The following is a 23,161-nucleotide window of genomic DNA, read 5'->3' on the forward strand; positions in this document are numbered from 1 at the left end:
GCTTTTGACCTGCGGATATATCCGCTACTTCACCGCCGGGCCGACCACGAGGTCGATCGTCGACCCGCCGTGGGCCTGCTTGACGATCTTGATCTTGGTGTTGGTGTCAGTGATCTTGACGCCACCGGTCGGGTTCGACGGGTCGTAGTAGGTGCTGGTGTGGTCGTTGAAGACCGACACGCCCTTCTGCGACTTGATCTTGAGCGCCTTGTCGGCCTTGTGCAGCGTGATGCCGTCCGTGGCGTCCAGGCTGAACGTCGAGTCGTAGGCCTGGATCCGATTGCGCAGCAGCGTGCCGTCGGACCACTTCAGCGCCTTGTAGTGCGCGTCCACGGGCAGGATCAGACCGGTGCCCGGGTGGCTGTTGACGTTGGTGTTGTTGTCCGCCTGGGAGGTGTCCCACTTCCAGATCAGCAGGCCGTTCTGGTACGGGTAGTGCTCCACCCAGTCCGGGCGCGACGAGAAGCCGAAGTTGTACGGGCCGACCTTGAGGGTCTTGTCGTACGACACGTACTGGCGGTTCTCGGCGATGTAGTACTGGTTGTAGTCCCTGGTGAAGGACGCGCCGACGCGGGAGAAGCCGTTGGCGGCCCAAGCGGCGTCCGCGGACTCGGCGTTGTCGGAGAACACCGGCGTGCCGTCGGCGGTCACCGTGATCTCGTCGGCCGTGAAGCCCTTCAGGGCCACGCCGCCGTCGGTCTGGTAGCGGAAGCGGAGCTGGATCTTCTGGCCGGCGTAGGCGTCCAGCGGGTACGACAGCTTCTTGTAGCTGTCGACCGTGCCGGTCAGGGCCGGCTTGTCGGAGGCGTCACGCGGGATGGGCTGGCCGTCCACCGTGCCGTCGATGGCGGTCCAGTTGGCGCCGCCGTCGGTCGACACCTCGGTGTAGAGGAAGTCGTACTCGGACTCGATGTCGTACCAGCCGTCGAGCGAGAGGGTGGCGGACTTCTTGCCCGTGAGGTCCACGGAACGGGTCAGCGTGTTCTTGAGGTCGTCGCCGCTGCCGCTCCACCACTGGGTGGCGCCCTCGGCCGGGGTGACGATCTCGGTCTTCACGGCCTTCTTCGGCAGCGAGACGACCAGCGCCTGGCGGTACTTGGTGTTGTACTCGGCGACGCCCAGCTTGTGCCAGGACTTCACGCCCGCCTTGGCGGTGTCGTAGTTCAGCCAGCCGAGCTGCAGCTTGTCCCAGGCGTTCATGTCGCCCGGCATGTCGCCGATGGACTCCTTGCCGGTGCCCAGCCAGGAACCGGAGGACATCAGCGTCCAGAAGCCGGTGGAGTTGTCGCCGCCGGCGGTGTCGTACTCGTCCGGCAGACCGAGGTCGTGGCCGTACTCGTGGGCGAAGACACCGAGGCCGCCGTTCTCCGGCTGGATGGTGTAGTCGCCGACCCAGACACCGGTGTCGCCGACCTGCGTGCCGCCGAGCTTGTTGTCGCTCGGACCGGTGGCGCCGGCGTCGGTGCCGAAGGCGTACCAGCGGTGCGCCCAGATGGCGTCCGTGCCCTGGGCGCCGCCGCCCGCGGACTCGTCCTCACCGGCGTGCACGAGCTGGAAGTGGTCGACGTAGCCGTCGGGCTCGTTGAAGTTGCCGTCGCCGTCGTAGTCGTAGCGGTCCCACTGGTCGTACTTGGCCAGGTCCGCCTTGATGTCGGCGTCGGACTTGCCGGCCTTCTTCTGGTCGGCGACCCAGGCGTTGAGGCCGTCGCGGACGACGTTCCACACGCTGGAGCAGTTGGTCTGGCCGCAGGCGTTGTTGCCGTAACGGGCCTCGTTGTACGGGACCTTGACCCAGTCCGAGACCTCGCCGTCCACGGAGTAACGGCCCGAGGACTGCTTCTCGTAGTACTTCTTCAGCGACTCCGTCTTGGCGCCGGTGCCGAAGTAGAGGTCCTGGAAGTGCTTCTGGTTGTAGTCCTGCTGCCAGGCCGTCGAGTTGTCCTTCTTGCGGTCCGGCTTGGCGATCGTGTTGTGCAGCGGGCCGGCGGTGCCGCCGTACCGGGGGTCCGTCTGGTTGCCGAACTCGACCAGGATGGTGAAGATCTTGTCGGTCTTCTCCCGGCTCAGCTCGACGTACTTGCGGTCGCCCTTCTTGCTCTTGAGCTGGACGACCTTCGAGCCGTTGCGGTCCTTGGCCGTCGCCTTGCCCGCTATGAGCTGGTTCAGGGCCTCCTGACGCTGGGCGCGCTGCGTCTTGCTCAGCGGGCCGTCGAGGTCGTGGGCCTTCTGGTTCACCGGGGCCGGGTCGTGCCGGTTCGCGGCTGCCGACGAGGGCTGGGTGCTCGCCTCCGCGACCGCGAAGGTCGCGTAGGCGGCGGAGGCCGTCGCGAGCGCCACGCCGATGGCGGCGGCTCTGAACGTCCAGGGTCTGCTGGTCACTTGAGTTCCTCCCCCGCGCCGCGCGCACGGACAGGGGGTTCCCGGTTCATGGAGAGTTCCGTGCGCGCACGTTCAACGCGTGTATCAAGTGACGTAATTTGACTAGAGGTTTAGAAGAAAAAACAGACCTTGACTTGAGCAGGACAAGTGCACTATGCGGAGAAGAGGTTCGCTTTACGAACGCCGCGGGGTGTCGGCCGACGGGCGCGTGGGACCGTCCACTTGCCGGACGCATGACTCCGTGCGCCCCCTGTGCACCGGTACCGTGGGTTAGGTCATGCTTACCGGGCGCGCGGCTCGGGCATGCACCGCGAAGAGAGTCGAACGGCACCCCGAATCCCCCGAGATGTTTCCGAGGACACGATTGCCATGCCTCGTCCGACCGCCGCACAGCTCGCCTACGGTTCGTGCACCGTGATCCTGTCGACACTCGCCATGCTGCTGCTGTCCCAGGCGAGTTCTGCCCTCGCGATCTCCGTCATCGCCCTGGCCGCACTGGCCCTGGGGCTGCTCGTCGCGATGACGGTCCCCCTGCCAGGGGCGCGCGCCGCCGAGCGGCCGGCCGAGCCCGCGCGGGAGAGCGAGCGGGTTCCGACCAGGCTCTGAGCGGCTCGCACGCCCCTCAGCGGGTGCTGACCTCCACCGTCTTGGCGGCCTTGTCGTGCAGGCCCTGCTTGTAGGGCTTGTCGAAGTAGCTCCAGCCGCCGCAGATCACCGTCCAGACGCAGGCGCAGCAGAAGGCGAACGGCAGCCACAGCACCAGGGCGCGGACCAGCGAGGTCTGCGTCGAGGGCGTGGCGCCGTCGTTCAGGTTGGCCACCCGCATCCCGAGCCACTTCTTGCCCAGGGTCTGCCCCGACCTGGCGATCATGATCGTGTCGTAGGCGACGTAGAGGACCGCGGCGACCAACGACTGCCAGAGGGACCGGCCGACCTCCGTCCGGTTCCCGTTCACGTCGTACTGGTGCACGCCGAGGGGCCAGGTGACCAGCCAGACGACGATGCCCACGAGGATCATGTCGATGATGCGGGCGAGGGTGCGCCTGCCGCTGTCGGCGAGCGGGGGCATGCCGGCGAGCGGGTCGGCGGGGCCGCCGTACGGGCCGCCGCCGTAGGGACCTCCTCCCCCGTAGGGGCCGCCTGCGCCGTAGGGGCCACCTGCGCCGGGGGGTCCGCCTGCGTACGGGCCGCCGCCACCGTAGGGCTCACCGCCGCCGTAGGGGGGCGGCTGCTGTCCGCCCCAGTGCGGCGAGGGCTGCCCGCCCTCGCCCGGGGGCGGTTGACCGCCGGGCGGCGGGGGCTGCCGGTCGCCGTGCGGGGTGTCGTACGGCGAGCCCGTCCTCCCCGGGTCCGAGGGGGGCCGATTCTGGAACGGGTCGTCCTCGGGAGGCTCGGCTCCGGAGCCGGAGGGCGGTTCACTGCTCATGGCCCGAGTGGACCGCGAACGCACCGGCTCCGCATCCGGCGGACGGCCGTACGGAGTAGGGGGCCGCCGTCAGTCCGCGACGAAGGTGTGGGCCGCCTTGTCGTGCCAGCACTGGCGCCAGGGCCGGTCGAACAGGCACCACAGCACACCGACCAGCCCGATCCCGAGCAGACCGGGAACGCTGTAGACCAGCCAGCGGCGCAGGGCCGCGCCGACCGCCGGCGGCTCGTGCGCCTCGATGTCCCGGACCTCGATCCCGCACAGCTTCTTGCCGAGCGTGCGGCCCCACCTGGCGGTGGGCAGCACCTCGTACAGCACGCCGAAGACGAGCAGGACGCCGACGACGAAGCCGAGCGCGGTGCCGGTCGTGCCGTCGATCAGCCAGACGGTGACGGTACGGCCGGACAGCCTGGCCTCGTCGATCTTGGCCTGGATGTGGTCGGCCGCCCGGGCGCCCAGCGGCACGGCCGCGGCCGCGGTGACGGCGCCGAGGACCAGGTTGTCGACCAGACGGGCGGCGAACCGCTTGCCGAGTCCGGCCGGGCGGGCCGCGGCCTGCCGGCGGGCCGCCGCCTGGAACGGGTCGTCGACCGGCGGCTTCCACGGCGCCACGGGCTGCTCGTCCGCTCCCCCGGCCAGCCGGTGCACCTGCTGGGGCCAGGAGGCCTGGCCGCCGCCCGGCCCCGCGGTCAGCGGGGTGCCGGACCCGGCGGGCCGCCCGGGCGCCGCCTGGTGGGGAACGGCCTGCTGGGGCGCGGCCTGCTGATGTCCGGTCCGCCGCGGCGCGGCCTGCGGGGAGGCCGCCTGCTGGGGCACGGCGGCGGCCGGGGCCGTCGAGTTCCGGGGTTCCTGCGGGGACTGCGCGCCCGCCGCACGCGCGGCGGCCGCCTTCCCGGCGCCGAAGCCGGGACCCCCGGCCGGGCCCTGCGCACCCGTGCCGGCGGAACCGCCCGGCCCCGCCTGGGGCGCCACGGCCGGCCCCTGGGGGCCGAAGGCACCGGAGTCCGGGGCGCCGGGGCCCGTGGCGGCCGGTCCGAAACCGGGGGTGCCGGCGGGGGCGCCGCCCGCGTCCGGGCCGGCGGACGCGCCGGACCACCCGCCCCGGGCCGGGTTCTGCTCCTGGCCCGGCACCTGACGGAACGTCATGGTGCCGGAGTCCTGTACGGCGGCGGGACCGGGGACCGGACGGCGGAAGATGAAGGTGCCGCTGGGGTCGGGCTCGTCGTCGGCCGGCGGGATCGACGCCGTGCCGTCGGTACGGGCGGCGTGCCCGGCCGGCTGGGACGGGAGGTCGGCGGGGACCCTCGGGTCGGCGCCCCAGGCGGACGCCTGCGATCCGCCGGACCGCTCCCCGGCGGGCCCCGGCTGCGGGTCCTCGTCGAAGAAGTGCGGGCCCGTCTCCTCCACGGCCGGGACCGCCGGGCTGAACCCGGGCGGCGGAGCGAGCGGTTCGCCGTCCCGCGGCGCCGGCCGGCTGGTGCCCGGCACCCAGGAGGCGCCGTTCCAGTACCGGACGTAACCGGGGATGGACGGGTCCGGGTAGTAGCCCTCGCGGGGCCTGTCGTCACCTGGGGCCGGGGTTGGGGCGCTCATGTCCGTCGTCCCGTATCTGCTCGGGGGTGGTAAGGGGCTCCACATCTATCAGACCGGGGCATCCCGCACCGCCAGTCCCGCCGTACCCACCCCTTTCCGGGCAACGGCGTGCACGGATCCGCGCACCGGATCGGGGAAACTTCACCGGACCCGCGTAATGGCCGCGCCCCTGCCCCCTCTCCCCCGACGCGGGCCCACGTCCGAGCGGCCCCGGAAGAGAGGAAACACAGGCCATGCAGCAGACCGTGGTGGAACGGGAGCTGGAGATCCGGCTCGTCCTGTCGCCCGAGCGCAGCGTCCCGGTGCCGGCCCGGCTGGGTTACCGGTCCCGCGACCCGTACGCCGTGCACCTCACCTTCCACACCGACTCCGAGCACCCCGTCGAGTGGACGTTCGCCCGGGAGCTCCTGGTGGAGGGGGTGTTCCGGCCGTGCGGGCACGGGGACGTGCGGGTGTGGCCGACGAAGGCCGAGGGCCGCGGCGTCGTCCTGATCGCGCTGAGTTCGCCGGACGGCGACGCCCTGCTGGAGCTGCCGGCCACGCCGGTGTGCGCGTGGCTGGAGCGGACGCTGCGGGCGGTGCCGCCGGGCGCCGAGGACGGACAGCTCGGCATCGACGACGAACTCGACGAGCTGCTCGCCCGGTGAGGCCCGGCGGCTCAGAAGAGCTTGCCCGGGTTGAGGATGCCGAGCGGGTCGAAGACCCCCTTCACCGCGCGCTGCATCTCCACCCCGACCGGCCCGATCTCCCGTGCCAGCCACTCCTTCTTGAGCACCCCCACACCGTGCTCGCCGGTGATGGTGCCGCCGAGTTCCAGGCCGAGGGCCATGATCTCGTCGAAGGACTCGCGGGCCCGCCGGGACTCCTCGGGGTCCTGGGCGTCGAAGCAGACGGTGGGGTGGGTGTTGCCGTCGCCGGCGTGCGCGCAGACGCCGATGGTCAGGCCGTACTCGGCGGCGATCCGCTCGACGCCCTCGAGCATCGCGCCGAGCTTCGAGCGGGGCACGCACACGTCGTCGATCATCGTCGTGCCCTTGACCGCCTCCAGCGCGGTCAGCGAGAGCCGCCGGGCCTGCAGCAGGAGTTCGGACTCGGCGGCGTCGTCGGCGGGGACCACCTGGGTGGCGCCGGCGGCCTCGCACAGCGCGCCCAGGGCGGCGAGGTCGGCGGCGGGGTCCGGGGTGTCGAACGCGGCCAGCAACAGGGCCTCGGTGGTCTCCGGCAGGCCCATGTGGGCCAGGTCGTTGACCGCCTTGACGGTCGTACGGTCCATCAGTTCGAGGAGGGACGGCACGTGCCCGCCCTCCATGATCCGGCAGACGGCGTCGCAGGCGGCGGCCGAGGAGGCGAACTCGGCTGCCAGCACGAGCTGCTGGGGCGGCTTCGGCTTCAGCGCCAGCACGGCCCGCACGACGATGCCGAGGGAGCCCTCGGAGCCGACGAAGAGCCGGGTCAGGTCGTAGCCGGCCACGCCCTTGGCGGTGCGCCGGCCGGTGGACATCAGCCGGCCGTCGGCCAGGACGACGTCCAGGCCGAGCACATACTCGGCCGTCACCCCGTACTTCACGCAGCACAGGCCGCCGGACGCCGTGCCGATGTTGCCGCCGATGGTGCACATCTCCCAGCTCGAGGGATCCGGCGGGTAGTACAGGCCGTACTTCTCCACCTCGCGGGAGAGCGCCGCGTTGACGACGCCCGGTTCGACGACGGCGATCCGGTCGACCGGGCTGACCTCCAGGATCCGGTCCATCCGCGTCAGGGACAGCACGATGGAGCCGTCGGTGGCGTTGGCGCCGCCGGACAGGCCCGTGCGGGCGCCCTGCGGGACGACCGGGACGCGCAGTTCGGTCGCGGTCCGCATGACGTGCTGCACCTCTTCCACGGTGCGCGGCAGCACGACCACGGCGGGGGCGCCGGAGGGGCAGAAGCTCGCCATGTCGTTGGCGTAGGAGGCCGTGACGTCGGGATCGGTCAGCACGGCCTCGGGCGGCAGGCCGGCCAGGAGCAGGTCGGTGAGGTTGCTCGTCACTTCGTCGCGGGGCGCTTCGATACGGCTCACGATCACAGCGTGACACCCGGGGCCATCGGTGTGAACCCCGTCCGTGCCGCCCTTGGGCCACCCGGATGTGCCCGGCGTACTGCCGCACAGTGAACCGTATGGAGATCCGACAGTACGGCAGCTCCGGCCCCGATCCGTCCCCGGTGGCCGGGCCGCCTCCGCCGCGCCGTTCCCGGCGTCTGCTGCGGCGCCTGCTGGTCACCGTGCTGGCGGGCTCGGCCGCCGCGGGCGGGGCGCTGATGCTGCTGCCGCACGAGCCAGCGGCCCCGCGGCGGGCGGCGCCGCCCGCCGCGGGGCCGCTGGCGCACGCGCCCGCGCTGACGGCGGCCGCGGTCACCTCCGGCGTCCCGGCCGCGCTGCCGGACCTGGCGGCGCTCATCGGCCGGCAGCAGAGCGCGGTGCGGACGCGGCCGCGGGACGCGCGGGCCTGGGCGGTGCTGGGGGCGGCCTACGTGCAGCGGGGTCGGCGGGCCGCAGACGCGGCGGACTACCCGCGGGCCGAGCGGGCGTTGCGGACCGCGCTGGACGTCGCCGGCACCCGGCCGGCCGAACGGGCGGCTGCGCTGGGCGGGCTGGCCGCGCTGGCGAACGCGCGGCGGGACTTCCCGGCGGCGAAGGGGTACGGCGAGCAGGCGCTGAAGCTGACCCCGAAGAGCTGGCCGGCGTACCCGCCGCTGATCGAGGCCTACACCGGGCTCGGTGACTACGAGGCGGCCCGGGGCGCGCTGGACAAGCTGCTGCGGCTGCGCACCGCGGCGGCGGACCGGCCGGCGGTGATGGCACGGGCCTCGGCCGTCTACCGGGACCGTGGCTGGCGCGAGGACTCCGTGGCCCAGCTGACGGACGCGGCGGCGGCCGCCCGGACCCCCGCCGAACAGGCCGCGTACCTGGCCGGGGTGGGGCAGCTCGCCTGGGAGCGGGGCGACCGGGAGGACGCGCTGCGGCACTTCGAGGCGGCCCTGCGGCTGGACCCCGACCAGCGGGCGGCGCTGTCCGGGAAGGCCCGGACGCTGGCCGCGCTGGGCCGCGCCGACGAGGCGGTCGCCGTGTACCGGGCCGTCCTCGCCAAGCGGCCGGACGCGCGGGACGCGCTGGAGCTGGGCGAGCTGCAGGAGTCGCTGAAGCGGAACGACGACGCCGAGCGTAGTTACGACGTGCTGCGCGAGCGGGTCCGGCGGTCGGCGGCGGGCGGGGTCGACGAGGAGCTGCTGACCGGGCAGTTCGAGGCGGACCACGCCGACGCGGAGGACGCGGTGGAGCGGCTGCGCGCGGAGTGGCGGCGCCAGCCCGGGATCGAGGTGGCCGACGCCCTCGGCTGGGCGCTGTACCGGGCGGGAGAGGAGACCGAGGCGCTGACCTACGTCTCGATCGCCACGGACAAGGCGAAGGGCGGCGGTGTGATCAGCGCCCTGTACGCGTTCCACCGGGGGATGGTCGAACGGGAGCTGGGCAAGGACGGGCCGGCCCGGCGGCACCTGGGGGAGGCGCTGCGGATCAACCCGTACTTCTCGCCGCTCGGGGCCCCGCGGGCGCGCGAGGCGCTGCGGGAGCTCGGGGAGGTTTCCGACGAGCCCCCGCCGGACGACGTGTCCTGAGGGACGCCGCTACAGGTTGCCGCGCTTGGCCTGCTCGCGCTCGATCGCCTCGAACAGGGCCTTGAAGTTGCCCTTGCCGAAGCCCATCGAGCCGTGCCGCTCGATCAGTTCGAAGAACACGGTCGGCTTGTCCTGGACCGGCTTGGTGAAGATCTGCAGCAGGTAGCCGTCCTCGTCGCGGTCGGCGAGGATCTTCAGCTCGCGCAGGGTGTCGACCGGGACCCGGGTGTCGCCGACCCACTCGCCGAGGGTGTCGTAGTAGGAGTCCGGGGTGTCGAGGAACTGGACGCCGGCCGCGCGCATCGTCCGCACCGTCTGCACGATGTCGTTGGTGTTCAGCGCGATGTGCTGGACACCGGCGCCGCCGTAGAACTCCAGGTACTCGTCGATCTGGGACTTCTTCTTGGCGATCGCGGGCTCGTTGATCGGGAACTTCACCTTGAGGGTGCCGTCCGCAACGACCTTCGACATCAGCGCGCTGTACTCGGTGGCGATGTCGTCGCCCACGAACTCCTTCATGTTCGTGAAGCCCATGACCTTGTTGTAGAACTCGACCCACTCGTTCATCCGGCCGAGTTCGACGTTGCCGACGCAGTGGTCGACGGCCTGGAAGGTGCGCTGGGCGGGCTGCTGGACGATCGGCTCGGCGGCCACGTAGCCGGGCAGGTAGGGGCCGTCGTAGCCGGTGCGCTCGACCAGCGTGTGGCGGGTCTCGCCGTAGGTGGCGATGGCGGCCAGGACGACGGTGCCGTGCTCGTCCTTCACCTCGTACGGCTCGGCGACGGAGCGGGCGCCGTGCTCGACGGCGTAGGCGTGGGCGGCGCGCGCGTCCGGCACCTCGATGGCCAGGTCGACGACGCCGTCGCCGTGTTCGGCCACGTGCTGGGCGATGAAGTGGCCCCAGGGGGTGCTCGGCTTGATCACCGAGGTGAGGACGAACCGTGCCGATCCGTTCTCCAGCACGTAACTCGCGGTCTCCCGGCTGCCGTTCTCCGGTCCGGAGTAGGCCACCAGCTTCATGCCGAAGGCGCTGGAGTAGTAGTGCGCGGCCTGCTTGGCGTTGCCCACGGCGAAGACGACCGCGTCCATTCCCTTGACCGGGAAGGGGTCGGCCTGCCGTGCGGTGTCGGGAGTGTGGTCTGTGGTCTGCGTCATAGCGGAAGGGTGGACCCGGCCTGCAAGGTGCGCAATAGTTCGCGTAATCACTGGGCAACGTGTTCAGCGCAATGGCGGAACCAGCGGGCTTTCTGTACAGGATGACCATCCCCGGGAGGTGCTGTGGCGATCGATCGCCTGGACGGCCGGATCATCGTGCTGCTGGCGCGGGAACCGCGGATCGGGGTGCTGGAGATGTCCCGGCGGCTCGGGGTCGCCCGGGGCACGGTCCAGGCGCGTCTGGACCGGCTCCAGTCGAACGGGGTGATCCGCGGCTTCGGCCCCCAGGTGGACCCGGCGGCCCTCGGCTACCCGGTCACCGCGTTCGCCACGCTGCAGATCCGGCAGGGCCAGGGGCCCGACGTGCGGGCCCACTTGACGACCGTGCCGGAGGTGCTGGAGCTGCTGACCACCACCGGCAGCGGGGACATGCTGTGCCGGCTCGTGGCCCGGTCGAACGCCGACCTGCAGCGGGTGATCGACCGGGTCGTCGGTTTCGACGGCATCGTCCGGGCCTCCACGGCGATCGTCATGGAGAACCCCGTGCCGCTGCGGATCATCCCGCTGGTGGAGCAGGCCGCCGCCGAGTGAGCCGGCGCCGCTGCCGGGGACCCGGCGCCGGCCCGGCCGGGGCCCGTCGCGGAAGCGGCGCTGGGCCTGTCCGACGATTCGCGTCGGATCAGCCCGCGGCGTCCGGTGCCGTGCATCGCAAGGCGGAGGGTCGCCCTCGTACCGGATGCACCTGGGCGGCCCCGACAACGCGGCGAGGTGCGGCGCCAGGCGTCGCGGGCCCGGCGGGAATCGTCAGACAGGCCCTAGCAGCTCGGGACCCCGCCCTCGCCCTTCTCCAGGGCCACCAGGGAGTTCACCGCGCCCTTGAGCGTGGTCACCGGGATCAGCCGCAGGCCCTTGGGCAGCTCCGACTTGGCGTCGGCGCACTCGGCCTTCGGCACCAGGAAGACGGTGGCCCCGTCCCGCCGGGCGGCCTGGGTCTTCAGGGCCACCCCGCCCACCGCGCCGACCTTGCCGGCGGCGTCGATCGTGCCCGTCCCGGCGATGGTGCGGCCGCCCGTGAGGTCGCCGCCGTGGCCGTCGCCGTGCAGCGTGTCGACGATCCCCAGCGTGAACAGCAGCCCCGCGCTGGGCCCGCCGACGTCGGCGAGCTTCAGCCGGACCTTGACCTTGTCGGGGCTCAGGCCCAGGTAGTCGAGCGCCGCCTGGGTCGCCGCGTCCTGGGACTGCCGCATCTGCTTCTGGTTGTACTTCTCGATCTCCTTGACGCTGTCGCCGCTCGGGTAGACCGCGTCCCGGGGCATCACGGCCCGGTCGGTGCGGAACCAGTTGCCGAGCACGTCCGCGAGCGACACCCGGGTGTCCGGGCCGGTCGCCTCGATGGTCGTCATCCGCAGCTGCCCGCCGGTCTCACGGACCGGCGCGCCCGAGACGGTGATCACCTGGGTGCTCCGGTTCTTGCCGAGCACGTCCGCCGTCATCCCGGGCTGCGCCACCGAGAACGGCAGCGGCGCGAACACCGCCGTGGCGAGCAGGGCCACGACGGGCAGGGCGCAGACGGCGACGGCCTGGGGGCGCGTGAGACGTGAGAGCACGCGTTCAATCTACGTGACCCCTCGGAGGCGGCCCACCACAGCTCAGCGCAGCGCCTCCGCGACCTCCCGGGCCGCGTCCATCACCCGCGGTCCCACCCGCTCCGGCACGGCGTCCGCCAGCATCACCACGCCCACGCTGCCCTCGACCCCCGTGACCCCGACGAGCGGCGCCGCCGCCCCGCAGGCGCCCGCCTCCAGCTCCCCGTGCGTCAGGGTGTAACCGGGGTCGGTCTGCGGCGACTGCCGGGCGGAGAGGATCGCCCGGCCCGCGGCCCCCCGGTCCAGCGGGTGGCGGAAACCGGCCCGGTAGGCCACGTGGTAGTCCGTCCAGGTCGGCTCGACCACCGCGACGGCCAGCGCCTCGGTCCCGTCCACCAGCGTCAGGTGGGCCGTCGCGCCGATGTCCTCGGCGAGCGACCGCAGCGCGGGCAGCGCCGCCTCCCGTACCAGCGGATGCACTTGCCGGCCGAGCCTCAGCACCCCGAGTCCGACCCTGGCGCGCCCGCCGAGATCACGCCGTACCAGCGCGTGCTGCTCCAGCGTGGCGAGCAACCGGTACACCACGGTCCGGTTGACGCCCAGTTTGTTGGAAAGCTCGGTGACGGTCAGCCCGTGGTCGGTGTCGGCCAGCAGCTTGAGGACACGCAGTCCCCGGTCGAGCGTCTGGGAGGTCTCCGCGGTCACGACGCCCACTCCTTCGGCGGTGAGGTCGGCGGACCCCGGAGCGACGGATGCGACACCGAGTCCCGACGGCGACGCGCTTCAGAGGCCGCCGATCGGCAGGACGGTCCGGCGGCTCCGGGCCATGTCGCTTCACGGCTGCGCTCCGCGGCGGCGCTGCCACGGGGCGTGTGCGTAGCGGGACAGTAGCGAAGCCGGTTCGCTCAGCGGAAGCCTCCGTCCAGAATCCGGTCAGGGCCGGATCCGGACTGCCTGCATTCGTCCGTATACGCACATGCCCCAGGCTTTTACCGCATGCGTGTCGCCCACTCCTGCACCTTGGCGATCCGCTGCCGTAGCTGCCCCGCCGTCGCCTCCGCGCTGGGCGGTCCCCCGCACACCCGGCGCAGCTCGGTGTGGATGACGCCGTGCGGCTTGCCGCTCTGGTGGACGTAGGCGCTCACCAGGGTGTTGAGCCGCTTGCGCAGCTCCATCATCTCCTTGTGGCTGACCACCGGCCGGCGTTCGGCGGGCAGTTCCAGCAGGTCGGCCTCGGTGTCCGGCTTCTTGCGGCTGTGCGCGATCTGCCGTGCCTGCCGCTTCTGCAGCAGCAGTTGCACCTGGTCGGGTTCGAGGAGGCCCGGGATGCCGAGGTAGTCCTGCTCCTCCTCGCTGCCCGGGTGGGCCTGCATGCCGAACTCGGCGCCGTCGTAGAGGACCCGGTCGAAGACGGCCTCGGACTCCAGCGCCTCGAAGGAGAACTGCTCCTGCTCGCCGGTGTCCTCGTCCTGCTGCTTGTTCGCCTCCTCCATCTCCTTCTCGGATTCGGCGTACGGGTCCTCCTCGCCCTCCTTCTTCGGCTTGTCGAGGGCGTGGTCGCGTTCCTTCTCCATCTCGTTGGCGAAGGTCAGCAGGTCGGGCACGGTCGGCAGGAACACGGACGCGGTCTCGCCGCGCCGCCGGGACCGCACGAAGCGCCCGACGGCCTGCGCGAAGAACAGGGGTGTCGAGATGGTGGTGGCGTACACGCCCACCGCAAGCCGGGGCACGTCGACGCCCTCGGACACCATGCGCACCGCGACCATCCACCGGTCGTCGCCGCCGCTGAAGTCGTCGATCCGTTTCGAGGCGCCGGCGTCGTCGGACAGCACGAGGGTCGCCTTCGTCCCGGTGATCTCCCGGATGAGCTTGGCGTAGGCGCGGGCGGACTCCTGGTCGGAGGCGATGACCAGGGCGCCGGCGTCCGGGATGCCCTTCCTGACCTCGGTCAGCCGCTGGTCGGCGGCGCGCAGCACGCTGGGCATCCACTCGCCGCGCGGGTCGAGGGCGGTGCGCCAGGCCTGGCTGACGGCGTCCTTGGTCATCGGCTCGCCGAGCCGGGCGGCGATCTCGTCACCGGCCTTGGTGCGCCAGCGCATGTTGCCGCTGTAGGAGAGGAAGATGACGGGCCGGACGACGTGGTCGGCGAGGGCGTTGCCGTAGCCGTAGGTGTAGTCGGCGGCGGAGCGTCGGATGCCGTCCTGTCCCTCCTCGTACGTGACGAAGGGGATCGGGTTGGTGTCGGACCTGAACGGCGTACCGGTCAGCGCGAGCCGCCGGGTCGCGGGCTCGAACGCCTCCAGACACGCTTCGCCCCAGGACTTGGAGTCACCGGCGTGGTGGATCTCGTCGAGGATCACGAGGGTCTTGCGCTGCTCCACCCGGTTGCGGTGCAGCATCGGGCGGACGCCGACGCCCGCGTAGGTGACGGCGACGCCGTCGTAGTCCTTGCCGAGCGGGCCCGCGCTGTACTCGGGGTCGAGCTTGATGCCTATCCGGGCCGCGGCCTCGGCCCACTGCTTCTTCAGGTGCTCGGTCGGCGCGACCACGGTCACCTGCTGCACGACGTGGTGGTGCAGCAGCCAGGAGGCCAGGGTCAGCGCGAAGGTCGTCTTGCCGGCGCCGGGCGTGGCGACGGCGAGGAAGTCGCGCGGCTGCTCCTGGATGTACTTCTGCATCGCCCCCTGCTGCCAGGCACGCAGCTTGCCGGCGGTGCCCCAGGGAGCCCGGCCGGGGAAGGCCGGCGAGAGGTGGTGGGAGTGCGTGGAGGAAGCGGTCATGGATGCGGGCCCGGTGGGCCCTCCGTTGGGGGTGGCGGCGGGTGACGGGCGGGCGGTGGTAGTCACGGTCTCCGTGGATCAAGGGGTAGGACGGCTCGGCTACGTCTGACAACCGGGCCACCCTACCGGCGCCCCGGCGGCGCCGACGCGCGAACGGAGCCGCGTCGCCCTCGGGTGGGACTCACGTCACAGTGGGCGGGCGAAGCCCGGTACGGACGCCGCGGCCCCCTGCCTCATTCGGGGACCCGCAGCCGCCGCGTCACCCACGCCCCCGCCAGCGCCACCACCGCCATCGGCAGGAAGACGGCGGCGAAGGCGGCCGGGTGCGAGCCGCCGGCCGCGGTGGTGGACGTGGTGGCCGCCGCGCTGCCGCCGCCCAGGGCCGCGAAGGCCGCGCCGGTCGCCGCGAGCAGGACGACGTTGGAGAGGGCGTCGGAGATCTGGAGCGCGGCCGAGTTGGCGCCGGCCTGGCTGGGCGCGGAGAGCTTGAGCAGCAGCACGCTGGTCGAGGAGATCACCAGGCCCATGCCGAAGCAGCCGAAGCCCCAGGCGACGGCGACGATCCAGACCGGCACGGAGTGCAGCAGCACGCTCGGCGCGGTGACGATCGCGGCGGCGACCAGCACCATGCCCGCCGTCATCAGCCGCTCCCGGTACGGCTCCACGCGCGGCCGGGACTGCACCCACGAGCCCAGCGCCCAGGTGAGCCCGCCGGCCGCCAGCGAGAACCCGGCCAGCGTCGGCGACAGCCCCCGCTGGGTGACCAGCATCAGCGGCACGAAGGACTCGGCGGCGATGAAGGACCCGGCGGACACCCCGCGCAGCAGCACGACCGAGGGCAGGCCGCGGGCGGCGCGGTAGGTGCCGCGCGGAAGCAGCCCGAGTACGGCGGGTACGAGCAGGGCCGCACCGGCGAGCCCGGGGACCAGCGAGAACCACCGCAGGTCCTGGGCGGCGTACTGCAGGAGCCCCGCGCCGAGGGAGATGGCGAGGGCCAGCCGGATGCGGCGGCGGTCGAAGGCGGCGCCGTCGGCGCCGTCCACCGGACCCGCGGCCCTGCGGTGTATCTGCGGCAGCGCGAGCGCCAGCGGGAGGACGACCAGGACGGGGATGCCCAGGAAGACCCACCGCCAGCCGAGGTGCTCGGTCACGGCGCCCGAGGCGAGCGGGCCGACGATGGACGGCACCACCCACCCGGCGGCGAAGGCCGCCATGATCGCGGGCCGCAGCCGCTCGGGGTAGGCGCGCCCGACGACGACGTACAGCGCCACGATGACCAGCCCGCCGCCGAGGCCCTGCACGGCGCGCCCGAGGATGAACACCCACATGGCCCCGGCGGTCCCGGCGACGACGAGCCCGGCGGCGAACGCGGCGATCCCCGTGGTCAGCGCGCCCAGCGGCCCGCTCCGGTCGGACCACTGACCGGCGAAGACCATCCCGAACAGGCTGGTGGTGAAGTAGCCGGAGAACGCGAACGCGTACAGCGCCAGCCCGTCCAGCTCGCGCGCCGCCACGGGCATCGCGGTCCCGACGGCGGTCGCCTCGAAGGCGATGAGCAGCACGACGGAGACGATTCCGACGCTGAGCGCCCGGTACTCCCGGCCCAGCACGCCACCGCCGTCCTTCCCGGCGGCATCACTCACGACCACGGTGTCACGGGACTCGAGGGCACTCATGGTCGTCAGAGTAAGGCTCATGGCCGCGTTTGACCCCTGTCGGTGGTCCCGTCTCCGGTCCGACCTTGGTCGTAGACCCCGCTCCCCGCTTCGTGAACGGCGTATGGCAGTCCCGTTGCGGGGCCGCGGTTCTCCTTGAGCGGGCCGCCGGCCCCGCCGTACGGTCGGTCCACCGAGTTCGGCCCGCCGTGAAGGCGACCGACAGGACCGTGTGCCCGAGTGGTTCAGGGAGTCGCCTGCAAAGCGACTTACGCGGGTTCGATTCCCGCCACGGTCTCCAGTGAACGCCCGCCGGCCAGGTCCGCCGGCGGCTAGAGCACGCCGCCCGCCTCGTCGCGGAACAGTTCGGTCCAGTGGTGCCGGCCGGTGTCCGGCAGGGTGGCCGCGGGGTCCACCGCGGTCAGGGTGTGGATCATGGCCGTGGCCAGGTGGTCGTAGGCCCGCGTGGTCAGCTCGTTCGACAGGTGCTCGTCGATGGTGCGCTCGTGGTGCAGCAGCCACAGCGTGAAGGCCAGGGTGGAGACGTCGGTGTTCAGGGGGTGGAGCGTGGCCTCGGGCTCGCTGAAGGCGAGCACCGCGCCCGTTCGGCCGTCGACGACCAGGCTGTTGTCCTCGATCAGGTGGCCCAGGCGGATCAGGTGGCCGGCGTGGGCGGGGAGCACGTCCAGGGGGTAGTCGTCGCAGCGCTCGGCGGTGAAGTACTCGGTGAGCGTCGGCAGCGGGACGTCGGTGTCCGCGTGGAAGACGACCGCCTCCTCGGGCAGGCCCGTCTCGCGCAGGAAGCGGCGGGTCGGCTCGTGGGTGAGCGTGCCGGGGAAGTCGACCTCCTCGAAGCGGGCCACCCGGCCGTGGCCGAACTCCTGCTCCAGCAGGCGGGCCGGGACGTCCAGGGTGAGGCCGGACGTGGTGCCCGGCCCCGCGACGAGGGCCAGCGGGCGGATCAGGGCCGCCGCCTTCCAGTAGGGCGGGATCCGGCCGTCCGTGCCCTCGGCGAACAGGGCGAGCAGACGGCGCGAGGCCTCGGTCACCGTCCTCGGGCCGTACTTGCCCGCCAGGGACGCGAAACGGCCGCGCAGGCCCGCCAGTTCCTCGGTGACGGCGGCGAAGCGCAGCAGGGTGGCCAGCGAGGGCGCGAAGGGCCGCGGGACGTGGGGTCCGGCGAGGTGGGCCGTCGTCAGCTCGCCGGTGCCGCCGTCGAGCAGGATCGACTCGCGCCGGGCGCCGGCCGGGTTCAGCAGTTCGCCGATCACCAGGCGGTCGCGCAGTTCCTCCGCCAGGCGGAAGGGGCCGTCGGCGGCGTCGGCGAGGGTGCGCAGGCCGTGCGCGCGCAGCGGGGCGAAGGTCAGCAGGGCGGTGTCCGCGGGCAGTCCGGGTCCCGTGAGCAGGCCGCGGGTCGGCGCGTGGGTGACGTGACGGCTCAGTTCCGCCTCGGTCAGTGTGATCGCCGGGACCCCGGCGTCGGTCGTGCTCATCGCTCCCCCGCGATCGTCCCCGTGCGTGCCTGTGTGCGTGCGTCGTCGTGCGCGGCGCCCGGGCAGGTGCCCCGTGCCCCCGACTGCCCAGCACACTACGCGGCACCACTGACAACGGCTCTCACCAGGAAGGACGCCGAACGGACCGGATTCGTTGCCCGCCGGGCCCGGGCACGGCCGCCGCCGTGCCCGGGGGTGTGGTCACTGGGACGTGACCACGGCCGCCTGCGGGCGGATGGGAAGGCGGTTGACCGGGCGGCCGGTCGCCGCGCGCACGGCGGAGGCGATGGCCGCCGGGGACGTCACCACCGGGACCGCGCTGACAGGCTTCGCGCCGAAGGGCGCGACCACGTCCCGTTCCTCGACCAGCTTCACGATCCGGATGTCCGGCGCGTCCAGGGCGGTCGGCAGGGCGTACCCGGTCAGGTCGGGGTGGCGGATCAGGCCGCGCGGGGTGCGCAGGTTCTCGGTGAGCGCGATGCCCACGCCCTGGGTGACACCCGCCTCGATGCGGGCGGCGAGCTGGGCGGGGTTGAGGACGCGGCCGACGTCCTGGGCGACCGCGAGCTCCACCACCCGGACCGAGCCGATCTCGATGTCGACGTCCACCACCGCGCGGATCGCGCAGAAGGCGAGGCCGACGAAGGCGTCACCCTGGCCGGCGGCGTCCAGCGGCTCGGTGGGGTGCGGGCGGCACTGGGCGGTGGCCCACAGTTCCTTGCCGTCCATCGCCTCGGTGACCGTGGTCGACAGCACCCCGTCGTAGGAGGTGATCTTGCCGTCGGTGATCTGCAGCAGCTCGGTCGACATGCCGAACTTGTGGGCCAGCGGCTGCAGGAGCTGGGTGCGGACCATCTTCGCCGCCCGCTCCACCGCCCCGCCCGACACCCAGGTGTGGCGGCCGCGGCAGCCCGCGCCGGCCGGGGGCTGGTCGGTGTCCACAGGCGCCACGTGCACCTCGTCGACGCCGAGCGTCTCCTGGACGATCTGGCGGGCGAGGGTGGTGAAGCCCTGGCCCGTCTCCACCGCGGCGCAGAGCACGGTCGCCACGCCGTCGTGCACCTTCACCGTCGCCGTGGAGACCTCGTCGGCGCCCTCGGCGCCGAGCATGTGCACCATGCCCAGGCCGTAGCCGACGCCCCGGCGCACCGCGCCCGGCTCGCCCGCGCCCTCGGGGCCGCCGGGCAGCAGCCACTCCTCCTCGGGGGTGTCCTTGGGCAGCTCGGGCAGCGGGAAGTCGCGGACCGCCTGCAGGAGTTCGGCCACCGGGGCCGGGCAGGTGACGGTCTGGCCGATCGGCAGGACGTCGCCGGTCGCGAGCGCGTTGCGCAGCCGCAGTTCGGCCGGGTCGAGGCCGAGCCTCTTCGCCAGCTTGTCCATCTGCGCCTCGTAGGCGGCGCACACCTGCATCGCGCCCTCGCCGCGCACATGGCCGGAGGGCGGGTTGTTGGTGCGCACCGCCCAGCCCTCGATGAAGGCGTTCGGGACGACGTACGGGCCGCACGCGAAGGAGACGGCGGCGGCGAGGGCCTCGGCGGAGGTGTCCGCGTAGGCGCCCGCGTCGAGCAGGATCTGCGCCTCGACCTTGACCAGCCGGCCCTCGGCGTCCGCGTGGTGGCGGTAGCGCAGCAGGGTGGGGTGGCGGTGGGCGTGGCCGAGGAAGGACTCCTCGCGGGTGGCGGTGAGCTTCACCGGGCAGCCGGTCTTCAGGGCGAGCAGGCCGAGCGGGAGCTGGAAGCCCTGGTCCTCGCGGTCGGCGGTGGCGCCGGGCACCCCGGTGACGACGATCTTCACCCGGTCCGGGGACAGTCCGTAGCAGGCAGCGGCCGTGTTGCGGTCGGTGTGCGGGTCGGTGGAGGCCAGGTACAGCTCCACCCCGCCGTCGGGCCGCGGCACCGCGAGGCCGGCCTCGGCGCCGATGGGGGCCGGGTCCTGACGGCCGATCCGGTACTGGCCCTCGACGACGATCTCGCCGGCCGCCTCCGGGTCGCCGTGGTGCAGCGGGATGTGCCGGATCAGGTTGCCGTCGGGGTGCAGCGGCTCGGCCTCGAAGGCGTGCTCGGGGTCGGTGACCGGGTCGAGCACCTCGTACTCGACGATGACGGCCGCGGCGGCCATCCGCGCGGTGTCGGGGTGGTCGGCGGCGACGGCGGCGATGGGTTCGCCGTGGTGCCGTACGACCTCGGAGGCGAACACCGGGCGGTCCGGCGTGCCCCTGCCGTGCCGGGGGGTGCCGGGGATGTCCTCGTGGGTGACGACGGCGCGGACGCCGGGCATCTCGCGCGCGTGGGTGGTGTCGATGGAGACGATGCGCGCGTGCGCGTGCGGGGAGCGCAGCACGGCGGCCCACAGCAGCCCCTCGGCCCACAGGTCGGCCGCGTAGGGGAAGGTGCCCTCGGTCTTGGCGCGGGCGTCGGCGTGCGGCAGCGAGGCGCCGAGGCCGTGCGGCAGCGGCTCGGCGTCGGCGGCGGGGGGCGCCGCGGTGGTGGTCGCGGTGGCGGCTTCGTTGCTCACGCCTGGCCTCCGTCCTGGCCGTACTGCTGGTCGTGCGGTCCTGGTGTGCCGAAGGTACCGGGGCGGTCGAAGAGCCCCGGTGACTCGAAGGCCGCCGGGTTGACGCCGCCGGCGCCCGGACCCGCCTGGTGCGGGATGCGCGCCGCGTCGGCGCCCGCGCCCTCGTCGCCCGCGGAGTGCGTCTCGCGCTCGGCGACGACCTCCTTGACGGCGTCCAGGACGCCCCGGTAGCCGGAGCAGCGGCACAGGTTGCCGCACAGGGCCTGGCGGGTCTCCAGCTCGGTCGGCGCCGGGTTGCCCTCAAGGAGGTCGTGCAGGGTCATCGCCATGCCGGGCACGCAGAAGCCGCACTGCACGGCTCCGCACCGGGCGAGCGCCCGCTGCACGTCGGAGGGCTGCCCGTCGGCGGCCAGGCCCTCCACGGTGCGCACCTCGCTGCCGGCCGCGGTGACGGCCGGGACCAGGCAGGAGGCCACCAGACGGCCGTCGACCTGCACGTTGCAGGCGCCGCACTCGCCCTGCGAGCAGCCGTCCTTGGCCCCGGCGAGGCCGAGCCGCTCGCGCAGGACGTACAGCAGGGACTCGCCGATCCAGGCGTCGGTGACGGGCCGGTCGGCGCCGTTGACCCGCAGGACGTAGGAGGCGAGGGGGTGGTCGTCGTGCGGCGGGAGGGCGGCGGGGTCGTCGCCGGGCGCGTCGTCCTGGTCCGGGACCGGGGCCTCGGCGGCCGCCGCGTCCGCGGGCGTCTCGTCCTCCGGCGCGGTCGCGGCGGTTCCGGCGCCGGCGTCCTCGTGCCCGCCGGACTCCTCCGCCCGGTCGGGCAGGTCCGCTGGGGCGTCCGGCACGCCGGCCGGGTCCGCGGCGGCCGGCGGCGCGGCCGTGTCCGCCGCTTCCGGGGCCTCGGGGGCCGCCCGGCGACCGGCGGGCCCGTCGTGCCCTTCCGGGCCCCCGGCGGGGCCCTCAGGGGCCCGCGCCGCCGGTGCCGGGTCGTAGGGCGGCGCGAACTCCGGCGCCCGGGAGGCGTCGTCGGGCCGGGGCGCGTAGTCCGTCTCCGGGGCCGCGTCAGCCGAGTGGGGCGCGAACTCCGGTGCCGGGGAGTCGGCGGGGCGGGGCGGGAACCCGGTCCCCGGGGAGGTGTCCGCGGTGTGGGGCGCGAACCCCGGCTGCGCGGAGGCGTCGGCGGGGCGGGGCGCGTAGTCCGTCCCGGGGGCCGCGTCGGCGGTGTGGGGCGCGGCGCCGGTATCCGGCTCGCCCCACGGCTGTCCGGCGGCCTCCGTGGCCCAGGGCGCGGGCGCGCCGCCGGGGAGGGTGGCCGGCGGGGTGCCGCCCCACTGTTCGACCAGCGAGGACGTGGTGAACTCGCCCGACTCCTCCGGGAGATCGCCGCCGGCGACCGGGATGGACCACTGTCCGGTGACGTCGTGACCGGGGGCGGGCGGCGGCGCCGCGGGCTCCTCGAAGGTCCACTGCTGGGTCGCGGCGGGCCGGTAGGTGAACCGGTCGTCAGGCCCCGGCTCCTGCGGCACCGCGTTCGGGTCGGGCCACCGGCCGCCGCCGTCGGGCGCGGGCCACGCGTCCGCGGAGCCGTCCGGGGGCGCCGCCGTTATCCGCGGCGGGACGTAGCCGTGGCCGGGCGCGGCCAGGGGGCTGTCGCCGGACAGCAGGGCGTCGATGCCGCCCTCGGGGAGCTTGACGAAGGCGGTGGCGCCGTCGTCGTAGTCGCCCTGGGGCAGCGGGTCCCAGCGGCCGCCGCTCTGCGGGGCGCCCTCTCCGTGCTGGTCGTCGGTCACGACAGCGCCCTCCCCAGTGCTCGTCGGGCCAGCGCGGCGACGGTGCGCCGCAGGTGCAGTACGGCGGGCGGCAGCGGGACAACGGTGCCGTCCGGCTCGGGGACCGAATCCGGGATGCAGGCCGCGGCGACGTACTCGCCGAAGGCGTTCAGCGCCTCCGGTACGAGCGCGCGGTCGTTGTCCCAGTCGATGAGCTGGGCGACCCACTGCTCGGCGTCCAGGGGGCGCAGCGGCATCGGCGCTATGGCGCCGACTGCGCAGCGCACCCCGCGCCGGGCCGGGTCGAGGACCACCGCCACCGAGGCCGCCGCCCGGCCGGGACCGGTGCGGCCGGTCGCCTTCAGGAAGACCTGCGGGGCGTGCAGCAGCGGCACGCGCACGTAGCCGATGAGTTCGCCGCCGCGCAGCATCTCCACGCCGGCCAGCAGGTGCGAGACCGGGATCTCCCGGCGGGCCCGGTCCGGGCCCGCGATGATCAGCGTCGCCTCCAGGGCGGCCAGCACCGGCAGCGCGTCGCCGGTGGGGGCGGCCGAGGCGATGTTGCCGCCCAGGGTGCCCGCGTTGCGGATGTGCGGCGGGCCGGCGGCGCGCGCGGCGGCGGCGAGCGCCGGGATCAGGGCCGCGAAGTCGGGGCGGCCCATGCGCGCGTGCGTGAGTCCCGCGCCGAGCAGCGCGTGTCCGTCCTGGTACTGCCAGCCGCGGATCTCGCTGATCCGTCCGAGGCCCACCAGGGCGGCGGGCCTGAGCTGGCCGGAGTTGACGGCGGCCATGAGGTCGGTGCCGCCCGCCACGGGGACGGCGGCCGGCATGGCGGTCAGCGCCGCCACGGCCTCGTCAAGTGTCGTGGGCAGCGTGACGGCCTGCCCCGCCTGCGGTGCGTGCGTGGTCAAACCGGCTGCCCCTTCCCGCTGCCCCACCTGGTCCCACCTGTGTGGCCGTACGGTACGTGCTCACAGGGCGGACGTGGCAACTCTGGCACATCTTCGCGGGTGCCGGACGCGGGGGTCCGCTAGGAGGCATTCGCCCACCTCACCGGGGACATGTTCCGTTTTCGAACGGCATCACCCGTGCGCGCCGATTGCCACTCTTCGGTGACTCCGCCGCGTTTTCCGTCATTCGTTCTACGCACACCGGTT

General features: G+C 73.5%; 17 protein-coding genes and 1 tRNA gene. 5 read left to right on the plus strand and 13 right to left on the minus strand.

All coding sequences use genetic code 11. The features are described 5' to 3' along the window. Positions 1 to 24: 24 nt before the first annotated feature. Positions 25 to 2,379, minus strand: a complete 2,355-nt coding sequence (locus ACFQ9Z_RS25370) for an immune inhibitor A domain-containing protein (RefSeq protein WP_383022889.1) — start codon at positions 2,377 to 2,379, stop codon at positions 25 to 27. Positions 2,380 to 2,748: 369 nt separating this feature from the next. Between ACFQ9Z_RS25370 and ACFQ9Z_RS25375 the strand changes: the two genes are divergently transcribed. After that, entirely contained in the window at positions 2,749 to 2,985 is a 237-nt protein-coding gene (locus tag ACFQ9Z_RS25375; protein WP_383022891.1) for a hypothetical protein, read from the plus strand. A 16-nt stretch (positions 2,986 to 3,001) separates the two neighbouring features. Here the strand turns inward: ACFQ9Z_RS25375 and ACFQ9Z_RS25380 are convergent, their stop codons facing one another. After that, positions 3,002 to 3,805 carry an RDD family protein gene (locus ACFQ9Z_RS25380; RefSeq protein WP_383022893.1) on the minus strand — a complete coding sequence of 268 codons (804 nt, stop codon included), beginning with the start codon at positions 3,803 to 3,805 and terminating at the stop codon, positions 3,002 to 3,004. A 69-nt stretch (positions 3,806 to 3,874) separates the two neighbouring features. Beyond that, positions 3,875 to 5,398 carry an RDD family protein gene (locus ACFQ9Z_RS25385; protein WP_383022895.1) on the minus strand — a complete coding sequence of 508 codons (1,524 nt, stop codon included), beginning with the start codon at positions 5,396 to 5,398 and terminating at the stop codon, positions 3,875 to 3,877. A gap of 233 nt (positions 5,399 to 5,631) precedes the next feature. On the opposite strand from ACFQ9Z_RS25385, the gene ACFQ9Z_RS25390 reads away from it, so the two are divergent. After that, positions 5,632 to 6,045, plus strand: a complete 414-nt coding sequence (locus ACFQ9Z_RS25390; protein ID WP_383022897.1) for an SsgA family sporulation/cell division regulator — start codon at positions 5,632 to 5,634, stop codon at positions 6,043 to 6,045. Positions 6,046 to 6,056: 11 nt separating this feature from the next. Here ACFQ9Z_RS25390 and ACFQ9Z_RS25395 read toward each other — a convergent pair whose 3' ends face one another. Continuing rightward, a complete protein-coding gene (locus tag ACFQ9Z_RS25395) occupies positions 6,057 to 7,463 on the minus strand; it encodes an FAD-binding oxidoreductase (protein ID WP_383022899.1) in 1,407 nt (468 codons plus the stop codon). 92 nt (positions 7,464 to 7,555) lie between these two features. On the opposite strand from ACFQ9Z_RS25395, the gene ACFQ9Z_RS25400 reads away from it, so the two are divergent. Continuing rightward, positions 7,556 to 9,052, plus strand: a complete 1,497-nt coding sequence (locus ACFQ9Z_RS25400) for a tetratricopeptide repeat protein (RefSeq protein WP_383022901.1) — start codon at positions 7,556 to 7,558, stop codon at positions 9,050 to 9,052. A gap of 9 nt (positions 9,053 to 9,061) precedes the next feature. Here the strand turns inward: ACFQ9Z_RS25400 and hppD are convergent, their stop codons facing one another. Continuing rightward, positions 9,062 to 10,207, minus strand: coding sequence for a 4-hydroxyphenylpyruvate dioxygenase (gene hppD / locus ACFQ9Z_RS25405; protein WP_383022903.1), 1,146 nt, complete (start codon positions 10,205 to 10,207; stop codon positions 9,062 to 9,064). Positions 10,208 to 10,330: 123 nt separating this feature from the next. On the opposite strand from hppD, the gene ACFQ9Z_RS25410 reads away from it, so the two are divergent. Continuing rightward, positions 10,331 to 10,798 (plus strand): Lrp/AsnC family transcriptional regulator, encoded by a 468-nt coding sequence (locus ACFQ9Z_RS25410; RefSeq protein WP_383022906.1) that lies wholly within the window; start codon positions 10,331 to 10,333, stop codon positions 10,796 to 10,798. Positions 10,799 to 11,022: 224 nt separating this feature from the next. Here the strand turns inward: ACFQ9Z_RS25410 and ACFQ9Z_RS25415 are convergent, their stop codons facing one another. The 4 genes from ACFQ9Z_RS25415 to ACFQ9Z_RS25430 all read right to left on the minus strand — a co-directional run bounded on the left by ACFQ9Z_RS25415 (position 11,023) and on the right by ACFQ9Z_RS25430 (position 16,249). After that, positions 11,023 to 11,814 (minus strand): S16 family serine protease, encoded by a 792-nt coding sequence (locus ACFQ9Z_RS25415; RefSeq protein WP_383022908.1) that lies wholly within the window; start codon positions 11,812 to 11,814, stop codon positions 11,023 to 11,025. A gap of 42 nt (positions 11,815 to 11,856) precedes the next feature. After that, complete coding sequence (locus ACFQ9Z_RS25420) at positions 11,857 to 12,498, minus strand: IclR family transcriptional regulator (protein ID WP_383022911.1); 642 nt, start codon at positions 12,496 to 12,498, stop codon at positions 11,857 to 11,859. A 284-nt stretch (positions 12,499 to 12,782) separates the two neighbouring features. Continuing rightward, a complete protein-coding gene (locus tag ACFQ9Z_RS25425; protein WP_143638413.1) occupies positions 12,783 to 14,573 on the minus strand; it encodes a DEAD/DEAH box helicase in 1,791 nt (596 codons plus the stop codon). Positions 14,574 to 14,806: 233 nt separating this feature from the next. Next, positions 14,807 to 16,249 (minus strand): MFS transporter, encoded by a 1,443-nt coding sequence (locus tag ACFQ9Z_RS25430; protein ID WP_383022914.1) that lies wholly within the window; start codon positions 16,247 to 16,249, stop codon positions 14,807 to 14,809. A 205-nt stretch (positions 16,250 to 16,454) separates the two neighbouring features. On the opposite strand from ACFQ9Z_RS25430, the gene ACFQ9Z_RS25435 reads away from it, so the two are divergent. Beyond that, positions 16,455 to 16,529: transfer RNA gene (locus ACFQ9Z_RS25435), tRNA-Cys, on the plus strand. 31 nt (positions 16,530 to 16,560) lie between these two features. Here the strand turns inward: ACFQ9Z_RS25435 and ACFQ9Z_RS25440 are convergent. From ACFQ9Z_RS25440 to ACFQ9Z_RS25455, 4 genes are all read right to left on the minus strand, one after another. Next, a complete protein-coding gene (locus ACFQ9Z_RS25440; RefSeq protein WP_383022916.1) occupies positions 16,561 to 17,721 on the minus strand; it encodes an SUKH-4 family immunity protein in 1,161 nt (386 codons plus the stop codon). Between the two features lie 201 nt (positions 17,722 to 17,922). Next, the gene (locus tag ACFQ9Z_RS25445; protein WP_383022918.1) at positions 17,923 to 20,235 is read right to left on the minus strand and encodes a xanthine dehydrogenase family protein molybdopterin-binding subunit; all 2,313 of its coding nucleotides are present in this window, start codon (positions 20,233 to 20,235) and stop codon (positions 17,923 to 17,925) included. Beyond that, positions 20,232 to 22,025: a 2Fe-2S iron-sulfur cluster-binding protein gene (locus ACFQ9Z_RS25450; protein ID WP_383022921.1), complete on the minus strand. Its 1,794-nt coding sequence runs from the start codon at positions 22,023 to 22,025 to the stop codon at positions 20,232 to 20,234. Before ACFQ9Z_RS25450 ends, ACFQ9Z_RS25445 begins: the two co-directional genes overlap by 4 nt. Then, positions 22,022 to 22,915 (minus strand): FAD binding domain-containing protein, encoded by an 894-nt coding sequence (locus tag ACFQ9Z_RS25455; RefSeq protein WP_383022923.1) that lies wholly within the window; start codon positions 22,913 to 22,915, stop codon positions 22,022 to 22,024. Before ACFQ9Z_RS25455 ends, ACFQ9Z_RS25450 begins: the two co-directional genes overlap by 4 nt. Positions 22,916 to 23,161: the final 246 nt, after the last annotated feature.

The organism is Streptomyces sp. NPDC056580 (assembly GCF_042793175.1).
In the GTDB taxonomy this organism is placed as follows: domain Bacteria; phylum Actinomycetota; class Actinomycetes; order Streptomycetales; family Streptomycetaceae; genus Streptomyces.

Coding starts and splice junctions, on each gene's coding strand:
- ACFQ9Z_RS25375 (WP_383022891.1), top strand. CDS start 2,749: ATGCCTCGTCCGACCGCCGCACAGCTCGCCTACGGTTCGTGCACCGTG.
- ACFQ9Z_RS25380 (WP_383022893.1), bottom strand. CDS start 3,805: ATGAGCAGTGAACCGCCCTCCGGCTCCGGAGCCGAGCCTCCCGAGGAC.
- ACFQ9Z_RS25385 (WP_383022895.1), bottom strand. CDS start 5,398: ATGAGCGCCCCAACCCCGGCCCCAGGTGACGACAGGCCCCGCGAGGGC.
- ACFQ9Z_RS25390 (WP_383022897.1), top strand. CDS start 5,632: ATGCAGCAGACCGTGGTGGAACGGGAGCTGGAGATCCGGCTCGTCCTG.
- ACFQ9Z_RS25400 (WP_383022901.1), top strand. CDS start 7,556: ATGGAGATCCGACAGTACGGCAGCTCCGGCCCCGATCCGTCCCCGGTG.
- hppD (WP_383022903.1), bottom strand. CDS start 10,207: ATGACGCAGACCACAGACCACACTCCCGACACCGCACGGCAGGCCGAC.
- ACFQ9Z_RS25425 (WP_143638413.1), bottom strand. CDS start 14,573: ATGACCGCTTCCTCCACGCACTCCCACCACCTCTCGCCGGCCTTCCCC.
- ACFQ9Z_RS25430 (WP_383022914.1), bottom strand. CDS start 16,249: ATGAGTGCCCTCGAGTCCCGTGACACCGTGGTCGTGAGTGATGCCGCC.
- ACFQ9Z_RS25440 (WP_383022916.1), bottom strand. CDS start 17,721: ATGAGCACGACCGACGCCGGGGTCCCGGCGATCACACTGACCGAGGCG.